21 protein-coding genes are annotated in these 26,656 nt (G+C 72.9%); 10 read left to right on the forward strand and 11 right to left on the reverse strand.

The genetic code is table 11. The features are described from left to right. Window positions 1-21 precede the first annotated feature (21 nt). Window positions 22-957, forward strand: a complete 936-nt coding sequence (locus GUY59_RS02740) for a universal stress protein (protein ID WP_138198730.1) — start codon at window positions 22-24, stop codon at window positions 955-957. On the opposite strand, the gene GUY59_RS02745 is transcribed toward GUY59_RS02740, so the two are convergent. Together GUY59_RS02745 and GUY59_RS02750 are read right to left on the reverse strand one after the other, a co-directional pair. After that, window positions 929-3,835, reverse strand: coding sequence for a pyridoxamine 5'-phosphate oxidase family protein (locus tag GUY59_RS02745; protein WP_138198731.1), 2,907 nt, complete (start codon window positions 3,833-3,835; stop codon window positions 929-931). The two genes, GUY59_RS02740 and GUY59_RS02745, sit on opposite strands and share 29 nt — an antisense overlap. Further along, window positions 3,832-4,584, reverse strand: coding sequence for an HAD family hydrolase (locus GUY59_RS02750; protein ID WP_138198732.1), 753 nt, complete (start codon window positions 4,582-4,584; stop codon window positions 3,832-3,834). The genes GUY59_RS02745 and GUY59_RS02750 overlap by 4 nt, the downstream gene beginning before the upstream one ends. A gap of 181 nt (window positions 4,585-4,765) precedes the next feature. Between GUY59_RS02750 and GUY59_RS02755 the strand changes: the two genes are divergently transcribed. The 6 genes from GUY59_RS02755 to GUY59_RS02780 all read left to right on the forward strand — a co-directional run bounded on the left by GUY59_RS02755 (window position 4,766) and on the right by GUY59_RS02780 (window position 12,422). Then, window positions 4,766-5,581: a hypothetical protein gene (locus GUY59_RS02755; protein WP_138198733.1), complete on the forward strand. Its 816-nt coding sequence runs from the start codon at window positions 4,766-4,768 to the stop codon at window positions 5,579-5,581. 132 nt (window positions 5,582-5,713) lie between these two features. Next, on the forward strand, window positions 5,714-5,881 hold the full coding sequence (locus tag GUY59_RS48220; protein ID WP_236666780.1) for a LysR substrate-binding domain-containing protein: 168 nt from the start codon (window positions 5,714-5,716) through the stop codon (window positions 5,879-5,881). A gap of 34 nt (window positions 5,882-5,915) precedes the next feature. After that, window positions 5,916-6,503, forward strand: a complete 588-nt coding sequence (locus tag GUY59_RS02765) for a TetR/AcrR family transcriptional regulator (protein ID WP_138198735.1) — start codon at window positions 5,916-5,918, stop codon at window positions 6,501-6,503. A gap of 85 nt (window positions 6,504-6,588) precedes the next feature. Continuing rightward, complete coding sequence (locus GUY59_RS02770) at window positions 6,589-7,476, forward strand: ABC transporter permease (RefSeq protein WP_138198736.1); 888 nt, start codon at window positions 6,589-6,591, stop codon at window positions 7,474-7,476. Between the two features lie 128 nt (window positions 7,477-7,604). Further along, entirely contained in the window at window positions 7,605-11,480 is a 3,876-nt protein-coding gene (locus tag GUY59_RS02775; protein WP_138198737.1) for a S8 family serine peptidase, read from the forward strand. Window positions 11,481-11,552: 72 nt separating this feature from the next. Further along, the gene (locus tag GUY59_RS02780) at window positions 11,553-12,422 is read left to right on the forward strand and encodes an LLM class F420-dependent oxidoreductase (protein ID WP_138198738.1); all 870 of its coding nucleotides are present in this window, start codon (window positions 11,553-11,555) and stop codon (window positions 12,420-12,422) included. Between the two features lie 145 nt (window positions 12,423-12,567). Here GUY59_RS02780 and GUY59_RS02785 read toward each other — a convergent pair whose 3' ends face one another. The 3 genes from GUY59_RS02785 to GUY59_RS02795 form a co-directional block, all read right to left on the reverse strand. Further along, window positions 12,568-13,485 (reverse strand): TIGR03620 family F420-dependent LLM class oxidoreductase, encoded by a 918-nt coding sequence (locus tag GUY59_RS02785; protein ID WP_138198739.1) that lies wholly within the window; start codon window positions 13,483-13,485, stop codon window positions 12,568-12,570. 209 nt (window positions 13,486-13,694) lie between these two features. Beyond that, window positions 13,695-14,255: a hypothetical protein gene (locus tag GUY59_RS02790; RefSeq protein ID WP_161714351.1), complete on the reverse strand. Its 561-nt coding sequence runs from the start codon at window positions 14,253-14,255 to the stop codon at window positions 13,695-13,697. Between the two features lie 29 nt (window positions 14,256-14,284). Then, window positions 14,285-14,722: a TIGR04222 domain-containing membrane protein gene (locus GUY59_RS02795; protein WP_138198741.1), complete on the reverse strand. Its 438-nt coding sequence runs from the start codon at window positions 14,720-14,722 to the stop codon at window positions 14,285-14,287. Window positions 14,723-14,977: 255 nt separating this feature from the next. Here GUY59_RS02795 and GUY59_RS02800 point away from each other — a divergent pair, with 255 nt between their 5' ends. Both GUY59_RS02800 and GUY59_RS02805 read left to right on the forward strand, forming a co-directional pair. After that, entirely contained in the window at window positions 14,978-15,559 is a 582-nt protein-coding gene (locus GUY59_RS02800; RefSeq protein ID WP_138198742.1) for an Rv1733c family protein, read from the forward strand. 175 nt (window positions 15,560-15,734) lie between these two features. Next, window positions 15,735-17,222: a DUF11 domain-containing protein gene (locus tag GUY59_RS02805; RefSeq protein ID WP_138198743.1), complete on the forward strand. Its 1,488-nt coding sequence runs from the start codon at window positions 15,735-15,737 to the stop codon at window positions 17,220-17,222. A gap of 33 nt (window positions 17,223-17,255) precedes the next feature. On the opposite strand, the gene GUY59_RS02810 is transcribed toward GUY59_RS02805, so the two are convergent. Next, complete coding sequence (locus GUY59_RS02810) at window positions 17,256-17,837, reverse strand: helix-turn-helix domain-containing protein (protein WP_138198744.1); 582 nt, start codon at window positions 17,835-17,837, stop codon at window positions 17,256-17,258. Window positions 17,838-17,927: 90 nt separating this feature from the next. On the opposite strand from GUY59_RS02810, the gene GUY59_RS02815 reads away from it, so the two are divergent. Next, on the forward strand, window positions 17,928-19,505 hold the full coding sequence (locus tag GUY59_RS02815) for an FAD-dependent oxidoreductase (protein ID WP_138198745.1): 1,578 nt from the start codon (window positions 17,928-17,930) through the stop codon (window positions 19,503-19,505). 176 nt (window positions 19,506-19,681) lie between these two features. Here GUY59_RS02815 and GUY59_RS02820 read toward each other — a convergent pair whose 3' ends face one another. The 5 genes from GUY59_RS02820 to GUY59_RS02840 form a co-directional block, all read right to left on the reverse strand. Beyond that, window positions 19,682-21,997: an ATP-binding protein gene (locus tag GUY59_RS02820; protein WP_138198746.1), complete on the reverse strand. Its 2,316-nt coding sequence runs from the start codon at window positions 21,995-21,997 to the stop codon at window positions 19,682-19,684. Between the two features lie 67 nt (window positions 21,998-22,064). After that, on the reverse strand, window positions 22,065-23,255 hold the full coding sequence (gene manA, locus GUY59_RS02825) for a mannose-6-phosphate isomerase, class I (RefSeq protein ID WP_330849125.1): 1,191 nt from the start codon (window positions 23,253-23,255) through the stop codon (window positions 22,065-22,067). Window positions 23,256-23,399: 144 nt separating this feature from the next. Further along, window positions 23,400-24,620, reverse strand: a complete 1,221-nt coding sequence (locus GUY59_RS02830; RefSeq protein ID WP_138198747.1) for a cytochrome P450 family protein — start codon at window positions 24,618-24,620, stop codon at window positions 23,400-23,402. Between the two features lie 3 nt (window positions 24,621-24,623). Next, window positions 24,624-25,718, reverse strand: coding sequence for an NAD(P)/FAD-dependent oxidoreductase (locus GUY59_RS02835; protein WP_138198748.1), 1,095 nt, complete (start codon window positions 25,716-25,718; stop codon window positions 24,624-24,626). Then, window positions 25,715-26,641, reverse strand: coding sequence for a hypothetical protein (locus tag GUY59_RS02840; RefSeq protein WP_252374798.1), 927 nt, complete (start codon window positions 26,639-26,641; stop codon window positions 25,715-25,717). Before GUY59_RS02840 ends, GUY59_RS02835 begins: the two co-directional genes overlap by 4 nt. Window positions 26,642-26,656 lie beyond the last annotated feature (15 nt).

Below are 26,656 nucleotides of genomic sequence, written 5' to 3' on the forward strand. Positions count from 1 at the left end.
AGGCGAGACGGGAGGGCCGCGATGAGCGGAGCGATCGTGGTCGGGATCGACGGGGCGGACCGGGCCTGGACCGCGCTGGCGTGGGCCGCGGACGACGCCGCGCGGCGCGGTCGGCCGCTGCGGATCGTGCATGTACGCGAGCCGTGGCAGCCCGAACGGCCGCTGGCGGGCACGCGCCTGACGCTCAGCGAACGCAACGAGGCGCTGCTGTCGGACGCCGTCGAGCGGGTACGCACCGTCGCACCCGAGGTGGAGACGACGGCCGTGCTCGTCACCGGCGCGGTGGTCGAACGGCTGCGCACCGAGGGCGCCGACGCCGACAGTCTGGTGCTGGGCAGCAGGGGACGCAGCGCGGTCGCCGGGCTGATGCTGGGCTCCACCGGTTTCGCGCTGGCCGGTCACGTACGCTGCCCGGTGGTGATCGTGCACGAGCCGCCCGGCCCTGCGCGCGGCGAGATCGTGGTGGGATACGACGGATCCGCCGACGCCGAGGCGGCCCTGGCGTACGGGCTGGAGCAGGCGGACGCGCGCGGCGCCCGGGTCCGGGTGGTGTACGGCCGGCAGGTGCCCGTGTTGTCGCCTCATCCCGTGGGATACGGGCCGCTGCCGGGAGCCAATTTCGGCCGGCAACTGGAGGCGGCGATGGCGCCGTGGCGGGAGATGTACCCGGACGTGCCGATCGAGGACTCCTTCGTCGACCGGCACCCGGTCACCGCGCTGGTACGCGCCTCCAGCGGGGCCGACCTGGCGGTGGTCGGGTCGCGCGGGCTGAGCAGGCTCACCGCGACGGTGCTCGGCACGGTGAGTCACGGCGTGCTCCAGCGGGCCCACTGCCCGGTCGCCGTGGTGCGCGCCCCCTGGCGCCCGTCGTCCCAGCCCCCCGATCGTCAAGGTGGCCGGGCACGCGTGATGCCACGGTTCACGCGGTCTACACGCCGTGGATGCGGCGGCCCGTGATCTGCCGCGGCGTGATGCGGACGTAGAGGTGCCGCTCGCCGCCCGCCCACGGGATGACGCCTGAGCCCGCCGCGTCGGCCACCCCCTCCGCCGGCACGTGGTGGGCGGGACCCTGCACCAGGACGCTCCAGCCTTCGCGGTTGACCTCGTCGATCCGGTCGATCTCGAACGCGATCACGATGTCGACCCCCTCCACGCCGCTGCGCAGGTCCTGGTCCATGGCGCCGCCGGTCGCGGTGCGGAAGACGATGTCGCCGTCGTGCAGCTTGTAGTTGACGGGCAGCACCGTCGGCCCGTGCGAGCCGTTGAACGCCACCCGCCCGATTCCGCCGGACTCGATCAGCCGCAGGCACTCCTCCCGGTCCAGCGCTTCCAGGGTGGGATGGGCCATGGCAAGACCGTGGCCGGGCGGACGGTCCTGGCCGCCGCCGAGCAGCTCCTCGACCGTGGTCTGCAGGGCGTCCGCCAGGCGGTAGATGGCGCCGGTGTCCGGCGTGTCGGCGTGCTCTTCCAGATATTCCATGTACCCGGGCGACATGTCTGCCTTGTCGGCGACCTGTTCACGGGTCAGGCCGAGACGTTCGCGGTGATGAATGATGCGCCGCCCGAAATCGCCGGTGCCTGTCATGATCACTTCTCCTCGCCCATAGGTGCGGCGCGCGGTGCCGTTGATGCGCGCCTCGCGATGGTCGGCGTCGACGAAGATCTGGCGCCCGTGGTAACGCAGCGGCATGCACACCAGGCCGAGCCGGTCGGGCACCTGCGGGTCCAGGCGCAGCCGCCCGCCCCGTTCCAGCTCCAGGCCCAGGTAGCAGCTCTGCAGCAGGTCCAGCGTGCCGCCCATGGCGCCCAGGTGGATGCCCTCCGCCGTCGTGCCTCCCTGCACGTCCTCGATGTCGCCCGTGAGGGCCTCGATGAAGAACTCCCAGGACTGCTCAGGGTTGCGGCGGGCCAGGATCCAGGCGTGCACGACGGCGCTGAGCGTGGAGCCGTGGCTGGTGCGCCGCAGGTAGTAGGAGATCGTCCTCTCGATCAGGTCCGGGTCGGGCGCGTAGCCGAGCCGTTCCAGGATGCCGGTCAGCTCCTCGTCGCTCAGCAGGTAGCAGAGCATGAGCGTGTCGGCCTGCTTGGAGGCCTGGTAACGGTTGACGTCGTCGCCGTCGGCCTCCAGCGCCCGGTCCAGCCGGCGCACGCCGCCGTAGCGGTCCCAGTCGAGCTCCCGCAGCTCCCCGTACCCCGTGAACTGGCTGATGACGCCGTCGTGGAAGTCGACCCGCATGCGGCGGCCGACGTCGGCCCAGTGGGCCAGCTCGGCGGCCGGCGGCGCCAGGTGCGGCGCCAGCACGGCGGTCTCGCGGGCGCGCTCCATCAGCCACACGGTCATGATGTTGGTGTAGGCGTTGTTCGCCAGCCCGGGCTCGTCCGCGTCCGGGTAGGCGTCGTGATACTCGTCGGGGCCCATGACGCCGCGGATCTCGTAGCGGCCGTCGCGCGGCTCGGCCAGCGAGCCGAAGAACCTGGCGATGTCGAGCAGCAGCTCGGCGCACCACGGCGGCATCGAGCCGGTGGCCAGGTAGTGGTGCCACACGTTGTAGGCGATGGCCAGGCCGACGTGCCGCTGGCGATGGGAGTTGTCCGGCAGCCAGCGGCCGGAGGCGGGATTGAGATGCAGCGTCTGCGTCTCCTCGCGCCCGTCGCTGCCGCTCTGCCACGGGAACATCGCGCCCTCGTACCCGGCCTCGGCGGCGGCGTCCCTGGCCTCGGGCAGACGCCGCCAGCGGTAGCGCAGCAGGCCGATCGAGATCTCGGGGAAGCGCAGGTTCAGCCACGGCTCCACGAACAGCTCGTCCCAGAACACGTGCCCCCGGTACGCCTCACCGTGCAGCCCCCGGGCGGGCACCCCGGCGTCGAGGTCGGCGGTGTGCGGGGAGAGCGTCTGCAACAGATGGAAGATGTGCACGTGGACGAGCCGCGAGAGCTCGGCGCCGCCCGCGTCGAGCCGGGCCCGCCGCCACAGGCACTCCCACGCCGCCACGTGGCGGTCGAGCAGCTCGTCGAAGCGCGGCGCGCGGCGCACCTGACGCAGGGCCGAGGAGCGGGGGTCATGGATGGCGGGATCGCGCGAGCTGGTCAGAGCCACGGTCTTCGTGAGCCGGGCCGGCTCGCCCTCGGCCAGGTCGAGCACGTGGTCGGAGGTGATGTGGTCGCCGCACAACGCTGGCCGCGCGGCCTGCCCGTCGCCGTCGGTCCGCGCGGCCAGCGTCACCATGACGCGCGAGTTGCGCGTGGTCACGGTCAGCCAGGCCAGGCCGTCGTCCGCGCCGGTCTCGTGCCCGGTGAGATGGTCGCCGCGCAGGTCGCGGTAGCGGGCCACACCGGAGTTGGTCACCCGCCCGTCCAGCGTGCAGCGCACCCGCATCGGCCCCGACCAGTTCTCCGCGGTGAACGTGGTCTCCAGCGCGGCCAGCGTGGGGTCGGCCATGGACACCAGACGGCGCTGGCGTACGTACGTCACCCTGCCCGCGCCGTCGCGCCAGCGCAGCTCCCGCGTCAGCACGCCGTGCCGCAGATCCAGCTCGTGCCGGTAGAGCAGCAGCTCGGCCTCCTCCGGCCGGAACCAGCCGGACTCCGGCGTGGCGAACGTCAGCGGCAGCCAGTCGGGCAGGTTGACGATGTCCTCGTTGGTCACCGTACGGCCGGCCACGACCGAGTCGAGCCGGTCGTAACAGCCCGCCAGGTACGTGCCCGGCGTGCGCGGCCGCCCGTCGGGAGTGGCGCCCCGCGTCGCGAACCGGCCGTTGCCGAGCGTGCACAGTGCCTCGCGCAGCCCCTCGCCGGCGGGATCGAAACCCTCGTAGACGAGCGTCCAGGCGTTCATCGCCGTCCCACCGGCACCCGTCCCGACACGCTCGCGTCGGCCAGGTCGGCCACCACCACGTCGGCTCCGGCCGCGCGCATGGCCGCCTCCTGCGAGCCGCTCCTGTCCACGGCGACGATCCGCCCGAACCCGCCCTTGCGGCCGGCCTCGACCCCAGGCAGCGCGTCCTCCACGACCGCCACCTCGGCCGGGGGCACCCGCAGGCGGCGGGCCGCCTCCAGGAACATCGCGGGATCCGGCTTGCCCGGCAACCCCAGCTCGGCCAAGTCGTTGCCGTCGACCAGCGCGTCGAACAGGTGCAGCAGCCCCGCGGACGCCACGACCGCGCGGCAGTGCCTGCTCGCCGACACCACCGCGGTACGGGCCCCGCGCCGCCGCAACTCGTGCAGCAGCGCGACGGTCGAGGGGAACGCGGCCACGCCGTGCTTGTCGGTCTGCTCCACGAACAGCGCGTCCTTGGCCAGCCCCATCCCGTGGACGGTCGGCGCCCCCGGCTCGTCGTCCGGGCCGCCCTCAGGCAGCGTGACGCCGCGCGAGGCGAGGAACGTACGCACCCCGTCGAGCCGCGGCCGCCCGTCCACGTACGCCAGGTAGTCGGCGCGGATGTCGAACGGCTCCGCGCCCCGGCCCCGCAGGAAGGCGTCGAACACGTGCTTCCACGCGGCCGCGTGCACCCGGGCCGTGTCGGTGACCACGCCGTCCGTGTCGAAGACCACCGCGCGGAGTTTGCTCAGGTCGAAGGTGGACATATCAGGACGCCTACCCGCGTACGGCCCGGCCAGCCCTGACGGTACGTCCCGGCTTCGTCCTGCCCCGCACGAGGTCCCCGTACGGACTCACCGCGAGGGCGTCCACACGGATTTCGCCCGGTCAGAAGCCGTCCGGGGTACCTTGGGTTCGCCACCGTGAGCGCTGTCGCAGGAGGTCCGCATGAAGGTGATCCGCGTGCTGACGCCCCTCCTGGCGGCGCTCGGACTCGCCGTCGCCGGCTGCGGCGGCGGGGCCGGCCCGGAGACGAGGGCCACCGGGCAGCCCTCGACGCCACCTTCGACGTCCGCGGGGCCCACCGGTCCGCCCAGCCCGTCCGCCTCGACCCCGGGCCCCGGCACGCCCGCGCCGGGCGAGTCCCTCGTCGCGGGCCGCTACCAACCGCTGTGGCCGTTCTCCACCCAGGAGGAGGCGGAGGGATGGCGGCGCGCCCACGGAGAGGACGGCGGCCGGACCTGGCACCTCGACGCCGCCCGCACCGCGCTCGCCTTCACCCGCGGCTACCTCGGCTTCACCGAGATCGACCGGGCCGTCAAGATCTCCGAGGAGGGCGCGCACGCGCGCGTGCACGTCGGCTACCGCAGCAAGGAGGGCGACAGGCCGGCGGTCGCCGCCGTCGTGCACCTCGTGAGATACGGCTCGGGCGAGGACGCCCCGTGGGAGGTCGTCGGCACGGACGACACCTCGTTCACGCTGACGCGACCCGCGTACGGCGCGGCCGTGAGCTCGCCGCTCACCGTGGGCGGGCGCATCTCGGGCGTGGACGAGAGCATCACCGTCCACGTGCGCCGCCCCGGGACGGACGCCCCGCTGGGCGAGCGGTGCTGCGTGCCCGCGGGCGGCGAGAAGGCTCCCTGGTCGGCCACGGTCGACTTCACGGCCACGCCGGGCGGGACGCTCACCGTCGTGGCCTCCACGGGGGGTCACGTGGCGACGGTCGAGCGCTTCGCGGTGACGGGCGTCAGCGTCACGTCGTAGCTGGAGACGCCAGACGATCCGGTACCCGTCGGTGGAGTCTCGCTCGTGGAGAGCGACCCTGTTGCTCGACGGTGTGCTCGACGGTGTGCTCGGCGGCCTGCTCGTCCTCTGGACGGACGGCCGCTGATCAGCCTGCCTCCGGGCACCGGGCCGCGGGCGGTGCTGGAGGAGACCTGCGCGCGGGCGGGATTCGCCCCGAACGTGGCGTTCGAGGCCGGCGAGCCGCTCATGCTCGGCCGGCTGGCCGCGCGGGGGCTCGGCATGGCGATCCTGCCCCACATGACCCACCTCACCGAGTAATCTGAATGGCCGTTCATTGACCAGCGGAGGCGTCATGGGCAGGCCGCGTACGACCAGCGACGAGGCGATCCTGTGGGCCACCGCGCGCGCGATCGGCCGCCACGGGCCGCAGAGCCTCACCCTTGCCGCGGTCGCTCACGAGGCCGGCCTGTCCCCGGCCACGCTGGTGCAGCGGTTCGGCTCCAAGCGCGGCCTGCTGCTCGCGCTCGCCGGGCAGGCGGCGCAGAACGCGGCGCGGCCGTTCGAGCGCGCCCGGCAGGAGCACGCGTCGCCGCTGGAGGCGCTGCGGGCCGCCGTGGCCGCCCTGGCGGAAACCGTGGCCACGCCGCCGGAGCTGGCCAACAGCCTCGGCTTCCTGCAACTCGACCTGACCGATCCCGACTTCCGCGGGCACGCCGCCGAGCACGCCCGCCGCACGCGGGAGGAGATGGCCGCGCTGCTGGCCGAGGCGGTGGCGGCGGGAGAGCTCACGGGCGGGACGGACGTCGCCAGGCTGGCCCGCGCGGTGCAGGTGACCTACAACGGCGTGCTCATCCTGTGGGCGCTGACCGGCGAGGGCTCCCTCGCCGACGCCATGCGCGACGCGCTCGACGAGACGCTGCGCCCCTGGAGCAACGCCTGACCGACCCTCCGCCGGAAAGCTGGACCGGCGTGCCGTACTTCGGGGGATGGTCAGTGGTGAACGCACATCGGTCAACGAGGGAGCCATGAGCCACGCGGAGAACGGCCCGCCGGAGTCGCTGGAGGCGCTCGCCAGGAGGCACGGTTTGCGTCCCGCCGTGGCGCGGCCTCCGTTCCCCGTCTACCTGCGCCTGCTGTGGCAGCGGCGGCACTTCATCCTCACCTACGCCACCTCCAGGAACGTCTCGAAATACTCCGGCTCGGCGCTGGGGCAACTCTGGCAGGTCATCACCCCGCTGCTCAACGCCGCGATCTATTACGTGATGTTCGGGCTCATCCTGGGCGCGGGCCGGGGCATCGACAATTATCCGATCTTCCTGCTGACCGGCATGTTCGTCTTCACGTACACACAGCGGACCGCCACCGCGGGCGCCAAGTCGATCTCCGGCAACCTGTCGCTGATCCGCGCCCTGCACTTCCCCCGGGCCGCGCTGCCGCTGGCGTACACGATCCAGGAGCTGCAGCAGCTGGCCTTCTCCATGGGCGTGCTGCTGCTCATCGTGGTCGCCACCGGCGAGCCGCTGACGTGGTACTGGCTGATGATCCCGGTCGTGCTGGCGTTGCAGAGCGTCTTCAACGTCGGGGCCGGGCTGATCCTGGCCCGGCTGGGCGCCTGGCTGCGCGACCTCAACCAGCTGCTGCCGTTCATCATGCGCACGTGGTTGTACGCGTCCGGGGTGTTCTTCGCCATCCACGACAAGGTGGTCGGCACCGCGGGGCTGCCCGAGTGGGTGGCGACCGCGATGTACCTGAACCCGGCGGCCTCCTACATCGAGTGGATGCGGGACATCCTCATGGCGGAGCACACGCCGCCGCCGACGGCGCCGGTGGCCTGCGCGGTCTGGGCGGTGCTGGCGCTCGTGATCGGAGGCTGGTACTTCTGGCGGGCCGAGGACCGGTACGGGCGGGGCTGATCCGGGCGATTCGGTATACCCAAAATTGGCTCGCGCCGGCAGAAGGCGCTGATGGTGCTGGTACAAGAGAGGCGAACCCGATCTTCTGGCGTGGGAGCGTTCCCACCGGTAGCTGAAGAGAGAACCCCTTGCACCACCAGCACCTGAGATTCCCGGCGCTCTTAGCCGGCGCCGCACTCGTCCTCGCCCTCGCCGCGAGCCCCGGGCACGCCGGCGCCTCCGGCCAGGCCCCTACCACCAGCACTGCCACCAGCACTGTCACGAGCACTGCCACCAGCACTGCCACGAGCACCGGCACCGCCACGAGCTCCGCCGCACCCGTCACCATCACGCTGATCACCGGTGACGTCGTCACGTACACGCCGGTCAAGGACGGCGTCCCCAAGATCTACATCGAGGAGGCCGCCCGCCCCGACGGCGCGCAGGTCACCTTCGCGACCCTGCCGGCCAGGAACGGCGGCTGGCTGGTCCTGCCGTCCGACGCCGCGCCGCTGGTCTCCGCGGGAACCCTGGACGAGACGCTGTTCGACGTCGTCACGCTGGCGCGCGAGGGCCGTGCCGACCGCATCCCGCTGCTGGTCACCTACCGGGGTGAGCCCGCCGCGTCCGCGCTGTCACCGGCCGCGGTGGCCCTGGCCGGGGCCACGGACGTGCGCCCGCTGCCCAGCATCGACGGGGCCGCGCTCACCGTGCGGCCGTCCGACGCGGCACGGTTCTGGAACGGTTTCCGCGGCGAGCGGCCCGCGCTGGAAAGGTCGGCGGGCGGCATCGCCAAGATCTGGCTCGACCGGCAGGTCACCGCGTCGCTCGACAAGAGCGTGCCGCTCATCGGCGCGCCCGCCGGCTGGGAGAAGGGCCTCGACGGCACCGGCGCCAAGGTCGCCGTGCTCGACACGGGCATCGACGCCGAGCACCCGGACCTCGCCGGCAAGATCACCGCCAGCGAGAACTTCACCACGTCCTCGGACATCACCGACAAGAAGGGCCACGGCACTCACGTCGCCTCCATCATCGCGGGCTCGGGCAATGCGTCGGGCGGGACGTACAAGGGTGTCGCGCCCGGCGCCTCCCTGCTGATCGGCAAGGTGCTCGGCGACAACGGCAGGGGCGACTGGTCGTGGGCCATCGCCGGCATGGAGTGGGCCGCCCGGCAGGGCGCCGACGTGGTCAACCTGAGCCTGGGCAGCTGCTGCGGCGACGGCACCGACCCGATGAGCCAGGCCGTCGACGAGCTGACCAGGGCGCACGGCACGTTGTTCGTCGCCGCCGCGGGCAACGCCGGGGAGACGCTCACGGTCGACACCCCCGCCGCCGCGGACCTTGCCGTCGCCGTTGGCTCGGTGGACAAGGACACCGGCACGTCGCTGAGCGGCTTCACCAGCAAGGGGCCGCGGCTGTACGATGCGGCCGTCAAGCCGAACGTCGTCGCCCCCGGCGACGGCATCGTGGCCGCACGCTCCTCCACCTCCTCCGGGAAGCCGCACCCGGGCAACGAGCGCTACACCGCCGGCTCCGGCACCTCCATGGCCACCCCGCACGTGGCCGGCGCCGCGGCGATCCTGGCGCAGCAGCACCCCGGCTGGAGCGCCGCCGAACTGCGCGACGCGCTGACCTCCACCGCCGTGCGCGACGACGGCCACAACTGGTACGAGCAGGGCAGCGGCCGGGTCGACGTGGCCCGCGCGGTCAGCCGGCAGGTGTTCGCGACCTGGGCCGTCGACTTCCGCGTGCTCTCCGGCGAGCCCGCGACGCGGCAGGTCACGTACCGCAACACCGGGAGCGAGGACATCACGCTGACCGTCGAGCCCGTGACGCGCGGCTGGAGCGGCAGCCCCGCGCCCGAAGGGGCGGTGCGCCTCGGTGCCGGGACCGTCACCGTGCCCGCGAACGGCTCGGCCACCGTCGACGTCACCGTCGACCCGGCCAAGGGGGAGGCCGGCGCGTACGGCGGCTGGATCACCGCGAGCGGCGGCGGCGCCGAGCTTGTCACGCCGTTCAGCTACTACACCGGCCTGCCCACGCACCGGCTGACCGTCTCGCTGATCAACTCCTACGGCGTCAAGGAGTTCGGCAGCGGTGTCGCCGGCACCGAGCCGACCGTCTACTTCATCCCGATGAAGCGGAAGGTCAGCGCCGAGGACCCGTTCTACCCGGCCGGCTACTACACCGCCCGCACCGACGCCCAGGGCCACCGGCAGGTGCCGCTGCCCGCGGGCGAGTACGAGGTCGTCACGGTGATCAACGACGCGTTCACCGCCAACCGCTCCAGCATGGTCATCGGGACCGTCACGCTCGACGGCGACAGGACCCTCACCCTGGACGCCCGCGACACCGTGCCGGTCGAACCGGTCACCAAGGAGAAGACGGAGGGCGACGGGAGACTCTGGTACATCCGCACGTTCACCGACCGCGGCAACCCCGTCTCCGTGTACGCCGGCGGCGCCACGGGCCAGGACCACTACGTCACCCCGGTCCGCAAGGTCGCGGCCGGCGAGATGCGGCTGTCCCACGGGTGGCGGCTCGACCCCGCCGCGCTGGCCTCCGCGACCGCGGGGCGGCTCCGGCTCGACCCCGTCTACGAAGTCACCGACATGCACGCCGCCCTGACCGAGGACCGCACCCTCCGCGTCGTGTCCGTGGGGCAGGGCCGGGAGGCCGACTTCGAGGGCGTCGACGTGGCGGGCAAGCTCGTCCTGGCCGGGGTGCCGCTCGGCGACGGCTCCATGCCGTACCGCACCGCGGCCGGCGCGATGAACCAGGCCGCCAAGCTCGCCGCCGAGCGCGGCGCCGCCGGGTTCGCCGGGTACCTCGACGTCGACGGCGGCAGGGCAAGGACTCCGTACTCCACCGAGCAGTTCCTCGGCCTGGGGCTCAGCGCCGAACAGGGCCGCGCGCTGCGCGCCGCCGTGGACGCGCGGCCCGTCTCCGTGCGCCTGGAACCGGACGACGGGGGAGCGGTGTACCGCCTGCGTTACGACGAGCGCGGCCGGATCCCCGCCAAGCCCCACAAGGCGGACACGCGCGACCTCGTGCGGATCGACGCCCAGTACCACGCCGACCAGCCGGGAACCCCCGGCCGCGAGTACGGCAAGTCCGTCACGGACGAGGGGCTCGGCGAGATCGGGTACGGCCAGCCGGTCACCATGCCGCTGGCCCGCACCGAGTACTTCGGCCCGGTGGACGACAAGGTCACCTGGACCCGCGAGATCTCCAACCAGAGCCTGAGGCTGCACGCCAGTGACCGCTTCACCCGGCACGACAAGCGTCGGGGCGAGCACTGGTTCAAGGCCCCCCTGACGCCCGGCGCGGCCGAGCAGCCGAAGGACCACCCGGCCGGCCTGCCGTGCGTGATGTGCCGCGACGGTGACCGGTTCGTGCCGCTCGACCGGTGGTCCGACTCCGATCCGCGCCACTTCACCAGCCCCGGCGTGGCCGAGGTCAAGTCCGCGCCGCGGTTGTTCGCGGGCGAGCAGGAGATCCCGGTGCAGGGCCGTGCGCCCCGGTCCTTCGCCGTCCCGGAGGGGAGCGCGACGTACCGGCTGGAGAGCGTCGACACCACCAAGCGCACCCTGTCGCCAGAGGTGAGCACCACGTGGTCGTTCGCCTCGTCGCCGCCGTCCGGCACGCCGCGCGGGACGGCCTGCTCGTACGGGCCGTCGTGCGCGGTCCAGCCGGCGATCCTGCTCGGCTACGACCTCCCGCTCGACCTGCTGAACCGGGCACGGGCCGGGCTGCCCTTCACCTTCGAGATCGCGGCGGGCCCGCACGACTCGATCCCGAGGAAGCACGCGGTCAAGCGGCTCACGGCCGAGTACTCCGTCGACGACGGCGCCACCTGGCTGCCGGCCCTCACCGGGAAACGCGGCCAGGACCGTTACCAGGCCCTGGTGATGCATCCGCCGCTCCGAGCCACCAGCGGGTACGTTTCCCTGCGGGTCACCGCCTCGAACAAGGCGGGGGCCACGGTCACGCAGACCATCAAGCGGGCGTACGCGCTGAAGTGACCGCTCCCCGGGGGCGGCCGCCGGCGCCGCCCCCGCGCGATGGCACCCTTTGATGTCGAACAGGAGCCATGCATGCGAATCGGTGTCGTCTTTCCGCAGAACGAGATGAGCGGGGACGTGGGCGCGGTGCGCGCCTACGGGCAGGCAGTGGAGGAGCTCGGATTCAGGCACGTGATGGCCTACGATCACGTGGTCGGCGCCGACCCCGCTGTGCACCAGGGCTGGCAGGGGCCCTACGACCTGCGGAGCACGTTCCACGAGCCCATGGTGCTGTTCGGTTATCTCGCCGCGCTGACCACGCTCGAACTGGTCTCCGGCATCATCATCCTGCCCCAGCGGCAGACGGTCCTGGCGGCCAAGCAGGCGGCCGAGGTCGACCTGCTCACCGCCGGCCGTTTCCGGCTGGGCGTGGGGCTGGGCTGGAACCAGGTCGAGTACGAAGCCCTCGGCCAGGACTTCACCACCCGGGGCAGGCGCATGGAGGAGCAGGTCGCGCTGATGCGCCGGTTGTGGACGGAGGGGTCGGTCACGTTCGAGGGCGCCTTCGACCGGGTGACCGGGGCGGGCCTGGCGCCGCTGCCGGTGAGCAGGCCGATCCCCCTCTGGTTCGGCGCGCAGTCGCCCCCGGCCTACCGCCGCGCCGGCCGGCTGGCCGACGGGTGGTTCCCGCAGATGTCTCCCGGCCCGAAGCTGGACGAGGCGAGAGCCATCGTCGAGGAGGCGGCCACGCAGGCGGGGCGCGACCCCGCCGGCCTCGGCATGGAGGGCCGGGTCAGCTGGACGGGCGACGCCGACGAGCTGGGCGCGCTGGCCGGCAGGTGGCGGGAGGCCGGAGCCACGCACCTGGCCGTCAACACCATGAAAGCGGGGCTGGGCTCGGTCGACGAGCACATCGCCGCCCTGGCGAGCGCGGCCGTCACACTCGGACTTCGCGGAAGCTGAGCCCATCGCGTCGCCGGACCCGGCTCAACGGCCGGGCCCGGCGCCGCGGTCCACGGCGACGCGGTCCACGGCCGGGCACGGCACGGTCCCCGGCCGGGCAGGTCGAGCCGGTGCCGCGTACGGACGCGACCGTCGTCCGGCCCGGTCAGATCGAGGCCAGACCGGCGCCGACCAGGAAGCGCAGGTGCTCCAGCAGGTCGTCGGGGGTGGCGGCGAGCGGCTGGACGCAGACGTGGTCGGCGCCCGCCTCGAGGTGGTCGCGTACCCTCTCGATGATCGTTTCCGGGTCGCCCCACGCGACGATGGCGTCGACCAGCGCGTCGCTGCCGCCGCCCGTGACGTCGTCCTCGCTCCAGCCCAGGTCGAGCAGGTTGTTCACGTAGTTCGGCAGGCCGAGGTAGATCGACATGAAACGGCGGGCGATCTGCCGCGCCCGCTCCGGATCGGTGTCGAGCACGACCGTCTGCTCCGGCGCCAGCACGGGGTCGGGGCCGAGGACGGCGCGGGCCCGCGCGGTGTGCTCCACGGGCACGAAGTAGGGGTGCGCCCCCTGCGTGCGCTGGGCGGCCAGTTCCAGCATCCGGGGGCGCAGCGCCGCCAGCAGGCGCGGCGGCGGCGCGGGCAGCGGGGCGCTGTACTGGGTCGCGTCCATGGCGTCGAGATAGTCGCGCATCGCCGACACCGGCCTGCTGTAGTCATGGCCGCGCATCTCCACGGCGGGCGCGTGGCTCACGCCGAGCCCGAGCACGAACCGTCCGCCGTACGCCTCGGCGAGCGCGTTCGAGCCGGTCGCGGCGGCGGTGGCGTCGCGGCCCCAGATGCTGGCGATCCCGGTGGCGATCATCATGCTCTGGGTGGCGTCGAGCAGCAACGCGGCATGGACCAGCGACTCCTTGCCCGCCGGGGTCTCACCGAACCACAACGTCCCGAAACCCAGGCTCTCGATCTCGGCCGCCGCGTCGCGTTCCACCGGGGCCGACTCCGAGGTCAGCGTGGCGTTCCAGACGCCTACCCGTCCCATGCGCCGCTTCAGCGCCGCCACGTCGATGCTCGCCTCCGGCATCGCAGTCACCACCTTGGTCGTCAGCTGTCACCCAGGGCCACGATATGCGGCGTATCGTCCGCGTAGCGCAAGGCCCGCTTCATGACTTGCCGCGTTCCCCGCCATCCGTACGCGACGGCCCGCCCCGGCGCCGGAGGCGGGCGGGGGCCTTTGTAGCGCCCCGCGGCCACTGGAGCGGCCACCGTGGCTGGCGGCGAGGCAGGCCGCTGTCACGTACCGCCGCAGCCGCCTCCGCCGCAGCCCCCGCCGCAGCCTCCGCCGCCACCTTCGCTGTCGCCGCCGCCGAAGTCGCTTCCGCCGTGACCGCCGCCCGAGTGCGAGCCGCCGGAGCTGAACGGAGCGCCGAAGCCGGAGAAGCCGCCGCAGCTCGCCCCGCTGGAGCCGCTGCCGTGGAGCACCGGAGTGCTCATGCTTCCGTACGATCCGCAGCGTCCAGGGGCGCAGCACGCGGCGTGCGATCGGGTTCTGGCCCGGGTGTCGCGGCGCAGCGTGTCGGCGAGCCGCCGGTCGGGCAGCTTCGTCAACCCGTGCAACGCCACCCCGCTGATGTCCTCCGAACCCCGCCACTCGCCTGTCGCGAGGATTCTGGTGTCCACCCGCTCCAGCGCCGCCCGCCCGGCCATGGTGAGCGGGTCGGTCAGCCGTTGGCGGAGCAGGTAGAAGCAGACGTACGCGGCCACGGCCGCCACGGCGGCGATCGCGATCGCGCCGTCGGGGCTGTGCACGGCCGCGCCCACGGCGGCCCCGACCGTCGCCAGGGCGGCGAGCACGGCCAGCAGGCTGGTACGCCGCCGCGCCCTCACCCTGTCGGCCGCGGCATCAGATAGCCCCGGCGCACGAGGGACGTGGCCAACGATCGCAGCGCTTCCGCGTCGCCGACGCCGTGGCGTACCTCGGCGGCGGTCGACCCGCCCACGCTGCCCTTGACCTGCCCGTGGACCGCTCGCTCGACCCGTACCCGCTTGTCCGGCCGGAAGCCCCGCACCGGCGTGACGACTCCCTCGCTGGACACCCGTACCCCGCCCTGGGCGGCCAGCGACACCAGCGCTGTGTTGATCGCCCGCCGCGGCCCGCCCGCGAGATAGGCGGCCTCGTAGAGGTCGAGCCGCGGGCCTGTGACGGCCGTCGAACGCGATCGCGCGGCGGACCACGCCAGTTGGGTGCGCGTCGCGGCGAGTGCGATGAGCGCGATGAGCGCGATGAGCGAGATGGCGACCGTGTAGGAAACCCCGTCCATGTGTCTCCTCTTCCGCAGAGAAATGACGCAACAGGCGGCCCCCTGTGCTTGGAGGACGTTCCCGGTCCGGCCGGCGGTTCCCCGGGAGTTGGCAGAACGAGCAGAAGTGCCCCCAGACGCAGCCCCCGAAGGGGGCTTCACCTGGAAATATCCTGGTATGGCGGGCCCCGGGCGGGCAGGGACCTATGAGGGACCCAAAAGCCTCTGCCGGACATGATGGCGCCACCCGGAGAGAGCCGTCAGGGGGTGTTCGTGATGCGCGACTCGGTGATGCGACAAGTGCGGAGATACCGGTTCGACCGCAATCCGCTGCGACGCCGATCCGACCGCCTGGAAAGTCTCGCGCTGCTGGTGGCCGTGCTGCTGGTGCTCCTCAGCGCGTGGCCGGCGGTGGCGGCCGGGCGGCAGGCGTACCAGAGCGCCGCGAGCGCGGGCGCCGGTGGGCGGCTGCAGGTGGACGCGACGCTGCTGGCGGACGTGCCCGTCAGCCCGACGTCGTTCGGCTCGCTGTCCAGGGGCGGTCCGGTCGAGGCACGGTGGACGTTGCCCTCAGGGCAGGAACGCACCGGCCAGGTACGCGCTCCCGCCCTCGCCAAGGCGGGCACCACGGTCCGCATCTGGGTCGACGAGACCGGCCGGCCGGCACTCCCGCCGCCGAGCGCGCTGGAGGTCCGCATCACGGGCGTGGTGACGGTGCTGCTCGTCATGCTGGGCGCGGTGGCCGCCGTGCTGATCGCGCTGGCGGCCTTCCGGTGGCTGGTGGACCGGGGCAGGTATCGCGCATGGGAGGACGCCTGGTCGCTGATCGACGAACGCCGGCGCCGCCGCCGCTCATGAGCCCAGGAAGGGGCTGAGGGCTTCTGATGCACTCGGGCGCCGACACGCCAGGCACCGCGCAACCCCCGTAACCGGCGCGGGTGTCGCGCGCCCTCTGCAGCATGCGCGGAGGGTGTCAGGGCGATGACTTACAGTTTCCCCATCATTTTCAGTCATCGCCTGTTCAGGGGGACAGATGAGAACACGGACCATCCCGATCACGGCGGCCGCCGCCCTGGCCTTGACCGGCCTCACGGTGCCGGTGGCCGCCGCGTCGGGGGCCGGGCGGGCCGTCTCGCCCGTGGCGGGGGCGCCCGCGGACACACGCCCGCGGTGGCCGCACGGCGCGGACAGGTCGCCGGAGATGGACGCCCACACGTCCAGCGAGTTCTGGACGCCCGCCCGCATGACGGCCGCGCTCGGCGCGTCCCTGCCGGAGACCGAGCTGGATCCGCACCACGGCGAGGGGGCGGCGCGCGTCACCGGAGTCCCCTCGTCGCAGCGGCTGACGCCCGGCGGTGACCGCAACGGCTACGCCAAGGTCCGGCGTCCCTACGGCAGGCTCCCGCACACCCGCGCGACCGGCCGGCTGTTCTTCGTCGACGCCCACGGCAAGCTCAGGTCCTGTACGGCGGCCGTGGTGCGCTCGCGCGACGAGTCGCTGATCGCCACCGCCGCGCAGTGCGTGTACGGCGCCCCCGAGGACCATCACGAAGGGGAGCACCGCCGTGATCCGCACGGGTACGGCTGGCACCGCCACCTGCTGTTCGTGCCCGGCTACGACGGGGGCGGGGAGCGGGAGCCGTACAGCCGCTGGGGGGCGGTGCGCGCGTGGAAGCCGAGCGCCTACACCGGCCACGAGAGCGGGGACGCCAACTCCCCGTACGACGTCGCGCTGGTGAGGGTGGAGAACATCTACACCGACCAGACGTTGCAGGACCGGGTGGGCGCCTACACCGTGCTGCGCAACCAGGGAGGCAGCTTCAGGGTCAACACGCTCGGCTACCCCGCCGTGCACAAGGACCGTGCCTACCAGGGCAAGGACCAGCGGTGGTGCCAGGGCCGCACCCGGCCGTCCCGCCCCTACGAGCCGCGCCGCCACGACGTACGGTTCGGCGGGCTGACCACCCACAACTGCGAGTCGGCCGACGGCGGCAACGGCGGACCGTGGATGCTGCGCGCCCCGGGCAGCGGCCTGGTCGGCGTGACGTCGACCGGCCGGTCGCACCACGGCGACAACGGCAGCACCACCGCCACGGCCATGGGCATCGACTCCTACGGCGCCGTCGTCCGGGCGGCCGACCCCTACGGCGTCCACGACCAGCTGTCGATCAGCGCCGACGTGGCGGAGGGGACGATCGAGCAGGGGGAGAGCACCACGGCCACCCTGACGGTCGCCATGCGCGGGCTGAGCGGCGCGGCGGGCGTGCCCGTCACCGTCCGGCTGCCGCGCGGGTTCCGCCTGGTGCCCGGCTCGGAATCGGACTGCGAAGGGTCGCACGGCGAGGTGACCTGCATGGTCGACGCCATCTACCCGGGTCAGACGGTGGAGCTCAGCCTGCGGATCGCGGCCGGCGACGCCGCCCCCGGCAGCCACCGTTTCCGCGCGGCCGTCGAGCGTACCCATCTCAACCCCGAACCGCGCGGCACCATCGCGTCCTTCAGGATCCGCGTCCTGCGCTGAGCCATTCCGCCCCGCGGGCGGACCTGCCCGCCCTCATGCGGGGGCGGGCTTGGCCCTGACGTGCATGCGCTCGCCCTGCGGCCCGAACAGGGCCAGCACCTCGGCCGGCTCGTCGGTGGGGTTGGCGAAGGCGTGCGGCGTCCGCGTGTCGAACTCGGCCGCCTCGCCCGGGGTGAGGATCACGTCGTGCCGCCCGAGCAGCAGCCGCAGCCGCCCCGACAGGACGTACAGCCACTCATAACCCTCGTGGACCTGCTGCTCCAGCTCGCAGCCGGGCCAGTGCGGCGGGTAGATCTGCTTGAACGCCTGCAACCCGCCCGGCCGGCGGGTCAGCGGGATGTACGTCCTGCCCCCCTTGAGTTTGACCGGCCGCATGTGCACCCGGGGGTCGCCGGTGACGGGCGCGTCGATCAACTCGTCGAGCTGCACCTGGTGGGCTCTGGCCAGCAGGAGCAGCAGCTCCAGCGTCGGCTTGCGCTGCCCGGCCTCCAGGCGTGAGAGCGTGCTGACGGAGACCCCCGTGCTCGTCGACAACTGCGTCAGCGTCACGCCGCGCTCCTGCCGCAGCGCCCGCAGCCGCGGACCCACCGCCTGCAGCACTTCATCGAGTTCCATGGTCCCACTTTGCCACTTCGGCAATGAAATTTGTCAAGTGGGGGTCGCGTCGCGGACAGTGGCCGCACCACACGGACAAGAGGAGCGGCAATGGAAACGAGATATGACGTGGTGGTCATCGGAGGCGGCGCCGCCGGACTGAGCGGCGCGCTCACGCTGACGAGGGCGCGCCGCAGGGTGCTGGTGATCGACGAGGGCCGGCCGCGCAACGCGCCCGCCGACGGCGTGCACGTCTACCTGGGGCGCGAGGGCGTGCCGCCGCACGAGCTCCTCGCGGCCGGCCGCGAGGAGGTGGCCGGGTACGGCGGCGAGATCGTCACCGGCACCGTCGAGACCGCCGAGCGCGTCGGCAAGGGTTTCCGGCTCGGGCTCGCCGACGGGTCGCAGGTGGAGGCCGCCCGGCTGCTGGTGACCACCGGCCTGGTCGACGAGCTGCCCGACATCCCCGGGCTGGCCGGGCTGTGGGGCCGTGACGTGCTGCACTGCCCGTACTGCCACGGCTGGGAGGTGCGCGACCAGGCGATCGGCGTCATCGCCGCCGGCCCGCTCGCCGTTCACCAGGCGCTGCTGTGGCGGCAGTGGAGCGAGGACGTGACGCTCTTCCGCCACACCGCGCCCGAGTTCGGCGGGGAGGACGTCGAGCAGCTCGTCGCCAGGGACATCACGGTCGTGGAAGGGCGTATCACCGGGCTGGAGCTGACCGAGGGCCGGCTCAGCGGCGTGCGGGTCGGCGGCACGGTCGTGCCGCGCCGGGCCCTCACCGTCTCCACCCGGCTCATCGCCCGCTCCGGCGTGCTCGCCGGGCTGGGGGTGGAGACGGCCGAGCAGGAGACCCTCGGGCACGTGATCGGCACCCACGTCCCCGCCGACCCGACAGGCGCGACCAACGTGCCCGGCGTGTGGGTGGCGGGGAACGTGACGAACCTGGTCGAGCAGGTCATCGGCTCGGCGGCGGCGGGCGTCCGGGCGGGCGCGGCCATCAACGCCGACCTGATCGCCGGGGAAACTCGCCAGGCCGTCGCCGTGCACCGGGCGCACGCGGCCGGCCAGATCCCCCCGGAGGAGTTCTGGGACGGCTTCTACCGCGAGCGCCCGCAGATCTGGAGCGGGAAGCCCAACGTCATGCTCGTGCGCGAGGCCGCGGACCTGGAGCCGGGCCGGGCGCTCGACCTCGGGTGCGGCGAGGGCGCCGACGCGATCTGGCTCGCGGAGCGGGGCTGGCGGGTGACGGCCTCCGACATCTCCCGCGTCGCGCTCGACCGGGCGGCCGAGCACGCCAAGGCCGCGGAGGTGGCCGACCGCATCGACTGGCAGCGCCACGACCTGGGCAGAACGTTCCCCGACGGGCGGTACGACCTGGTCTCGGCCTCGTTCCTGCACTCGAAGGGGGAACTGCCGCGCGAGAAGATCCTGCGCTCCGCGGCGGCGGCCGTCGCGCCCGGCGGAGTGCTGCTCGTCCTCGGGCACGGCGGCTGGCCGAGCTGGGAGCACGACCCGATGCCCGAGGTGCACTTCCCGACCACACAGGAGGTGCTCGACGCGCTCGAACTGCCGGAGGGGGAGTGGGAGGTGCTCCGCAGCGAGGAGTACGAGCGCAGCCACCACGACCACGAGGGCCGGCCGGGCACCCGCACCGACAACGTGCTGAAGGTCCGCCGCCGCCCCTGACAGGCCGGCGCGCGGCGAGGAGGGCAGAGAGCTGTGCGTCCTGGCGGATGACACGGTGGGGACGGCATGGGTGGAGGTGACCCGCCCAGGTGTGATCGGGAAGCCCATTGTCATCAGAGACGACAACGTCCGGCATCCGGGCGGCACCTGTCAGGTGCTCGCTTCCCTCGAAGACGTCACCTACCGGGCGGATTACGAGAGTGACTGCGGCCGTGGGTGGTGAACCACGTCGCGATCTGCACCCGGGAGGAGAGAGACAGCTTGGTCATGATGTGCTCGACGTGCCCTTCGGCGGTGCGCTGCGCGATGACCAGCCTGGCGGCGATCTCCTTGTTGCTCAGCCCCTGTGCGACGAGTTCTGCGACCTCCTGTTCCCGGGGGGTCAGGACGGAGGGCCGCCGGCGTTGCGCCGGCGGGCTCCGGTCGACGTCGAGCGCGTGGTCGACGGCTTCGTCGAGGGACAGGCCGGCGCCCCGCCGGAAGACGCTCAGGTACGCGTCCCCGCCCAGGGCGTCGCGCACCCGCGTCTCGCAGAGGTTGTGGAAGTCGGTGAAGGACCGCAGCCCGGGCGTCGCCGTGCCGATCGACCGCCAGGTCGCGCAGGCGGCGCCGAACAGGGTGGCCGCCCGCTCCTCCCGGCCGTGCGCCGCCTCGATCCAGGCCAGCACCTCCAGGCTCTCGGCGACGCCCCAGCGGTCGTCGTGGCGGCGCATGACGTCGAGCCCTTTCTTGACCAGCGCCGCCGCCTGGTCCTGCGCTCCCTGGAACCAGTGCGCCAGGCCGGCCACCCACAGGGCGTTGGACCTGGACAGGTAGGCGCTGCGGCCCTCGCACATCGCCAGGCACTCCGCCGCGTATGCAGCGGCCTGATCAGTGTCGCCCGACGCCGAGTAGACGATGACCAGGTGGAACAGGGTCATCCACACTCCGGCCTGGTCGCTGGCGGCGAGGTAGCGCTCGCGCGCCTCCGACAGGAGCGCCAGGGCCTCCTGGTGCTCGCCTTCCAGATGGGCGGCCAGCCCGGAGAAATGGGTGACGCTCGCCAGCGCGGCCGGGAGATCGAGCCGCTGCGCGAGGTCGCGGCTCTCGCTGAGCAGGGGCTTGGCCGCGTCCACGTCGCCCTGCCTGAGGGCGAACCACGCCGCCACCCACAGCGCGTCGGCGCGGATCGGGCTGGCCTCGGGAGCCAGCTCCAGGGCTCGGGCCAGCCTGCGGCGGCCCTCGCCGAACGAGCCGGCGGTGAAGAGCCAGTAGTTCCACAGCGAGCTGACGATCTCCAGCGCGGCGGGCGCTTCGCCGGGCTCGCCGAGACTGAACTCCAGCGCGGCCCTGATCCCGTCCTGGTCGCACTGGAGCCGGGTGACCCACTCCGCCTGGTCGGGACCGAACCACTCCTGCCGTGCCCGTCGCGCCAGGCTCAGATAGTGGTCGCGGTGCCGCCTGCGCAGCGCGGGCTCCTCGCCGAAGCCGGCCAGGATGTCCTGACCGTACTCCCGGATGTTGTCGAGCAGACGGTATCGCGCGCGTCCGGCCCGCTCCGTGCGCGTCAGGATCGACTTGTCCAGCAGTCCGCCCAGCAGATCGAACACCTCGTCCGGGGCGATCTCGTCGCTGGAGCAGACCTGCTCGGCGGATTCCAGGCCGAACTCGCCGGGAAACACCGACAACCGGGCCCACAGAACGCGTTCGGCGGGCTCGCAGAGGTCGTAACTCCAGTCGATCGCCGCGCGCAGCGTCCGGTGCCTGGGCACGGCGGTCTGCCGGCGGTCGGCAAGGAGCCGGAAACGGTCGTCCATCCGGTCGAGAATCTCGGCCACGGGCAGAACTCTCAGCCGCGCCGCGGCGAGCTCGATGGCCAACGGGAGGCCGTCCAGCCGCCGGCACAGCTCGGCGACCCGCTCGCCGTCGTCCCCGAGGGTGAAACCCGGCTGTACGGCCGCGGCCCGTTCGGCGAACAGGGTCACCGCCTCGCTGAGGTCCGCTGACTGCCCGGGCAGGGGGAGGGTGAGCGGCGGCACCGTGAACACACACTCGCCCTCCACGCCGAGGGTCTCCCGGCTGGTCGCCAGGATCCGCAGCTCGGGGGCCGCGCCCAGCAGCTTGCCGGCCAGTACGGCCACCGGCAGAGGCATGTGCTCACAGTTGTCCAGCACGAGCAGGAGCTGCCGGGACTCCAGCAGTTCGACCAGGCCGGAGTCGGGCCGGCGCGGCGATTCGTCGCGGAACCCGAGGGCGTCGACGACGGCGGGCGCGAGGGACTCGGCGTCGTGCAGGGGGGCGAGGTCGACCAGCCACACGCCGTCACGGAACGCCCGGCGTGCGTCGGCGGCGAGGCGCAGCGCGAGCCTGGTCTTGCCCACGCCGCCGGCGCCGGTCAGCGTCAGCATGCGGGTCTGGGTCATGAGCCGCCGCGCCTCGGCGAGCTCGTGACGGCGGCCGACAAAGCTCGACAGTTCGAGCGGCAGGTTGCCTTCGGTCCGTTTCGGCACCATGGTTCACAGTAACGTGCCAGGTCAAGCCGGGTACGGCCGCCCCTCGTCATGCTCCGGAGTTCGAAATCTACAACGTAAAGGCGCCGGGTTCGGCGCAGTACGCCGTACCCTTACCGGAAACCCGCACCGGCGCGGCGGCGGCCGGCACGAACGCCGACTGCCCCGGGCGCAGGGTGAGGCCCTCGCCCAGGCGGGTCTCGCCGTCGAGGCAGAGCACGATCCGCGGCACGCCGCCGGGCAGGGTGTGGGCGGCTTCGCCGGTCAGGTCGTAGCGGATGAGCGCGAACTCGGGGGCGGGCGGCCGGTAGTGGTGCTCGCCGGCGGTGTCGTGGCCGGGGTGGACGAGGTGCGGGGCGGCCGGCGTGAAGTCGACGACGCGCATGAGCTCGGGGACGTCGACGTGCTTGGTGGTGAGGCCGCACCGCAGCACGTTGTCGGAGTTGGCCATGATCTCCACCCCGATGCCGTCCAGATAGGCGTGGGGCACCCCGGCGCCGAGGTAGAGCGCCTGGCCGGGGAGCAGGTCGACGTGGTGCAGGAGGAGGGCGGCGACGATGCCGGGGTCGCCGGGGCAGGCGCGGGCGATGCCGGCGTAGGGGGCCAGTTCGTCGTCGCCGGTGCCGATGAGAGCGTGCTCGACCTGGTCGCGCAGCGGCCCGGACGCGTCGTCGAGCATCTGCGCGAACACGGTGCGCAGGGCGGTCCGCGGCTCGGCGGAGCGGAGGGTGCCGGTCCAGGAGCGCAGGTCCGGCAGGCACAGGCGGTCGAGGAGGTCGGCGGTGGCGGCGGGGTCACGGAACCCGCACAGGCCGTGGAAGGGAGTGATGGCGCAGACCATCTCGGGTTTGTGCGAGGTGTCCTTGTAGGTGCGGGTGGGGTCGTCGAGGGGGACGTCGCGGGCGTTCTCGTCGGCGAACCCGGCCTCGGCCTGTTCGGTGGTGGGGTGGACCTGGAGGGAGAGCGGCCGCTCGATGGCGAGGACCTTCAGCAGGTAGGGGAGCGCGGGCCCGAACCGGGCGGTGGAGCGTTCGCCGAGGGTGGCGGCGGGGTTTCGGGCGATGAGGTCGTTGAGCGGGATGCCGGCGACGGTCGAGGGGGCGCCGGGGTGGGCGCCCATCCAGAGTTCGGCCTGCGGCCGGCCGGTGGGTTCCGTCCCGAACAGCTCGGGCAGGGCGGTGACCGAGCCCCAGTCGTAGGGGCGGATGGTGGTGGCCAGGCGCATGGGCGCGTCGGTCGGTGGCAGGTCGGGGTGTGGCACGGCGTCGGCTCCAATCGTCGTCCATGGAGATTAGAACGCGACCGGCGGCGGTGGGTATTCGGGTGCCGTTCCGCCCGTTGGTTCGCCGCGTGCCCCCTGTCCAGGCGGGCACGCGGCGAACCAACGGGCGGGTCACTGGGCTGGTCACTGGGCGCGCGGCCCGAGCAGCACGGGCATGGTGCGGGTGCTGTTGCCGAGCAGGGTGTCCAGCGGGCGCAGCTCTTCCGCCGGTACGGCGGGCGCGATCTCCGGGAACGCGTCGAAGAGCGCCGACAGCGCCACTTCGGCCTCGAGGCGGGCCAGTGGCGCGCCGAGGCAGAAGTGCGGGCCGTGCCCGAAGGACAGGTGGGTGGCCGGCGGGTCGGTGAGGTCGAACAGGTGCGCGTCCTCGCCGTACTGGTCGGGGTCGCGTCCCGCGGAGGCGAAGCAGCCCAGTACAGGTTCCCCCGCGCGCACCCGTACGCCGTCGATCTCGACGTCGCGCCGGGCGTAGCGCATGGGGAAGTAGGCGATCGGCGAGTCCCAGCGCAGGGTCTCCTCCACGGCCGCGCTGTAGGGGCATTTGCCCGCGCGCAGCAGCTCGACCTGGTCGGGTACGTGGAGCAGGGCGCCGATGGCGTTGGTGATGAGGTTGACCGTGGTGACGTGGCCGGCGATGAACAGCAGCTCGATGGTGGCGAACAGCTCGTCGTTGGAGAGCCTGCCGCCGTCCTGCTCGCGCAGCGTGATGAGGTCGGTGATGAGGTCCTCGCCGGGGCTGTCGCGCCGCTCGTCGATGATCTGACCGAGCAGCACGTGCAGGGCCTGGCGCAGGTCGGGTGTGTCGTCGAGGCTGCCGCCGACCTGGGCGACGGCGTCGGTCAGCTCGTGGAGCTTCTCCTGGTGGGCGGCCGGGATGCCGATCATGTCCGAGATGACGTCGCGGGGCAGCGGGTAGGCGTACTCCTTGCGCATGTCGACCGGCCGGCCGGGCGGCATGGCGGCGAGCCGGTCGATGAGGGCGGCGGTGAGCTCCTCGATCCTCGGGCGCAGCCCTTTGAGCCGGCGGGGGGTGAAGGCGGGCGTCAGCGGGGCGCGTAGCCGGCGGTGTTCGTCTCCTTCCGCGTTGAGCAGCGAGGTGTCGGTGACGATGCGGGTGATGGCGGTGCCCGGCGGGGCGCTGTCGCGGTCTTTCCAGTAGCGCAGTTCCCTGGACAGGTCCGGGTGGGTCAGTACGGCCAGCAGCGTGGAGTAGCGGGTGGCGGCCCAGGTGTGCACGCCTTCGGCGTCTACCGGGACGAGCGGTCCCGCGGCGCGCAGCCTGTCGTCGTCGCCGTGCAGGTCGCTGGTGGCCGGGTCGAGGATGAAGCGGCTGTGGTCGGTCATGGGTCATCCCGTTCGTCGTGGGCCGACCGCGAGCGCGGTCACGTCGAAGCCGGGGTCCTGGTCGAGGTAGAGGTCGCGGACCAGCTCGCCGGCGGCGGGCGCGTTGCACAGTCCGTGGCCGGAGAAGCCGGTGGCGTACAGGAACGCCGGAGGCCCCGGCTGGTGGCCGATGAAGGCGGTGCGGTCGGGGCTCGCGTCGCGCAGGCCGGTGACGGCGGTGTGCAGCGTGAGTTCCGCGAGGCTCGGGTAGACCTCGGAGACCCGCCGGGCGACGTCGTGTCGCCAGGCCTCCCGGTCGGGCCCCGGGTAGCCCATGCCGATCAGCATGCGGTCGTCGCGGACCCGGATGAGCAGGCCTGTGGCGGCGTGCAGGGTGACCGGCACGTCGGGTGTGTCGGGCGGCAGCGGGTCGGTGGTGAGCAGTTCCTGCTCGATGGGTTCGGTGAGCGGCAGGTCGACGCCCGCGCAGCGGACGAGTGAGGCCGACCAGGCGCCGGCGGCGCAGATGATCGCGTCGGCGCCGATCTCGCCGCTGGCCGTGCGGAGGCGGCCGGCCTGCGCGTCGATGCCGGTGACCGGGCAGCCGGTACGCAGGACGGCGCCGGCCTTCTCGGCCGCCTGCGCGTAGGCGGTGACGATGGCCGTGGTGTCGGAGATGTAGGCCTGCGGCGAGTACGCGGCGGCCAGCAGCGGTGTGTCGCCGCCGACGAGCGGGTTGAGCTCGCGCGCCTCCTCGGCGGTGATGAGGCGGACGTCGACGCCGGCGGCGTGCTGGGCGGGCAGGTCGGCCTGGAAGGCGGACAGCTGTTCCGGCTCGGTGAACAGGACCAGGTAGCCGACCTGCCGCAGGGGCAGGTCGATGCCTGGCCGGTCCGGGAAGGCGTGGTAGGCCTGCAGGCTCCGTACTGCCAGCGCGGAGCTGACGGGGTTGCCGGCGAAGTAGGAGCGGACGACGTCGGCGGTGGCGCGGGAGGCGCCGGAGCCGAGGGTGCCGCGTTCGAGGAGGGTGACGTCGACGCCGGCTTCAGCCAGGTGGTAGGCGATTGACAGGCCGATCACGCCGCCGCCGACCACCACCACCCGGGAGCCGCCGTTCATGCCGGCTCCCGTACGACGCGCAGGCTCTCGCCGGCCTGCCAGGGGAACAGGTGCAGGTTCCAGCCGCCCAGGCAGTTGCAGTAGAGGGCCATGTGGGCCATGACGGAGATGAAGTCCTCGTGGCTGTCGAGGCGTTCGAGTCCTGACAGGAGGCGCTGGGTGAAGTCCCAGAGGGTGTCGAGGCCGCAGTAGCCGAGGAACTCGGCGGGGGTGGCGGCGAGTTGGCGGGTCATCTGGCGCAGCCACGGCATGGGCATGCCGTCGAGGGCGGCGCGGACGAGGCCGCCGTAGCAGCTGTAGCCGAGCGGGCGGGTCTCGCCGTTGACGAACAGGAGTGTGGTCAGGACGGTCTCGTAGCTGCCCGCGCCGGAGGGGATGCGGCCCTCGTGCAGGGCGACGAGCTCGCGTGGCGGGTCGAGCCAGATGCGTTCGGTCTCGGCGTGGACGTCTTTGACGAGTTCGTTGAGCTGCGGGTCGCCGATGGGCAGGCGGGGCAGGACGTGGCCGCTGTCCTGGCCGGCGCGGCGAACTTCGGCGATGACGGGCTCTTTGGTGGTGTAGACGGCGTTCCAGACGTCGCGGCCGGCCTGAATGAGGGCGTCGAGGTCCTCTTCTGCGACCTGGCCGACGGGGGTGGCGGTCATGGGTTCGGTGAGTTCGCCGTACTTGATGCCCAGGTGTTGCAGGCGGGAGCAGAACAGGGTGCCGTCGGGCACGGTGCGGCGGTCCACGCGGTATTCCGCGGGGGCGTGCAGCAGCGAGTGGACCGGGGCCACGTGGTAGAGGTGGTATCCCGCCACCAGGGCGTGTCCTTGCAGGCTGCGGTAGGGGAGCGCGTCCCACAGGCATTGGGCCAGGGCGGGGTTGCGCTCGTCGAGTTGGGCCGCCACGGTGATGCCGAGGCCGGGCCAGGTTATTTCCACACGCTTAGTCTCGTT

Origin of the sequence: Nonomuraea sp. K271 (genome assembly GCF_009908215.1) — a bacterium.
GTDB classification, from domain to species: Bacteria; Actinomycetota; Actinomycetes; order Streptosporangiales; family Streptosporangiaceae; genus Nonomuraea; species Nonomuraea longispora.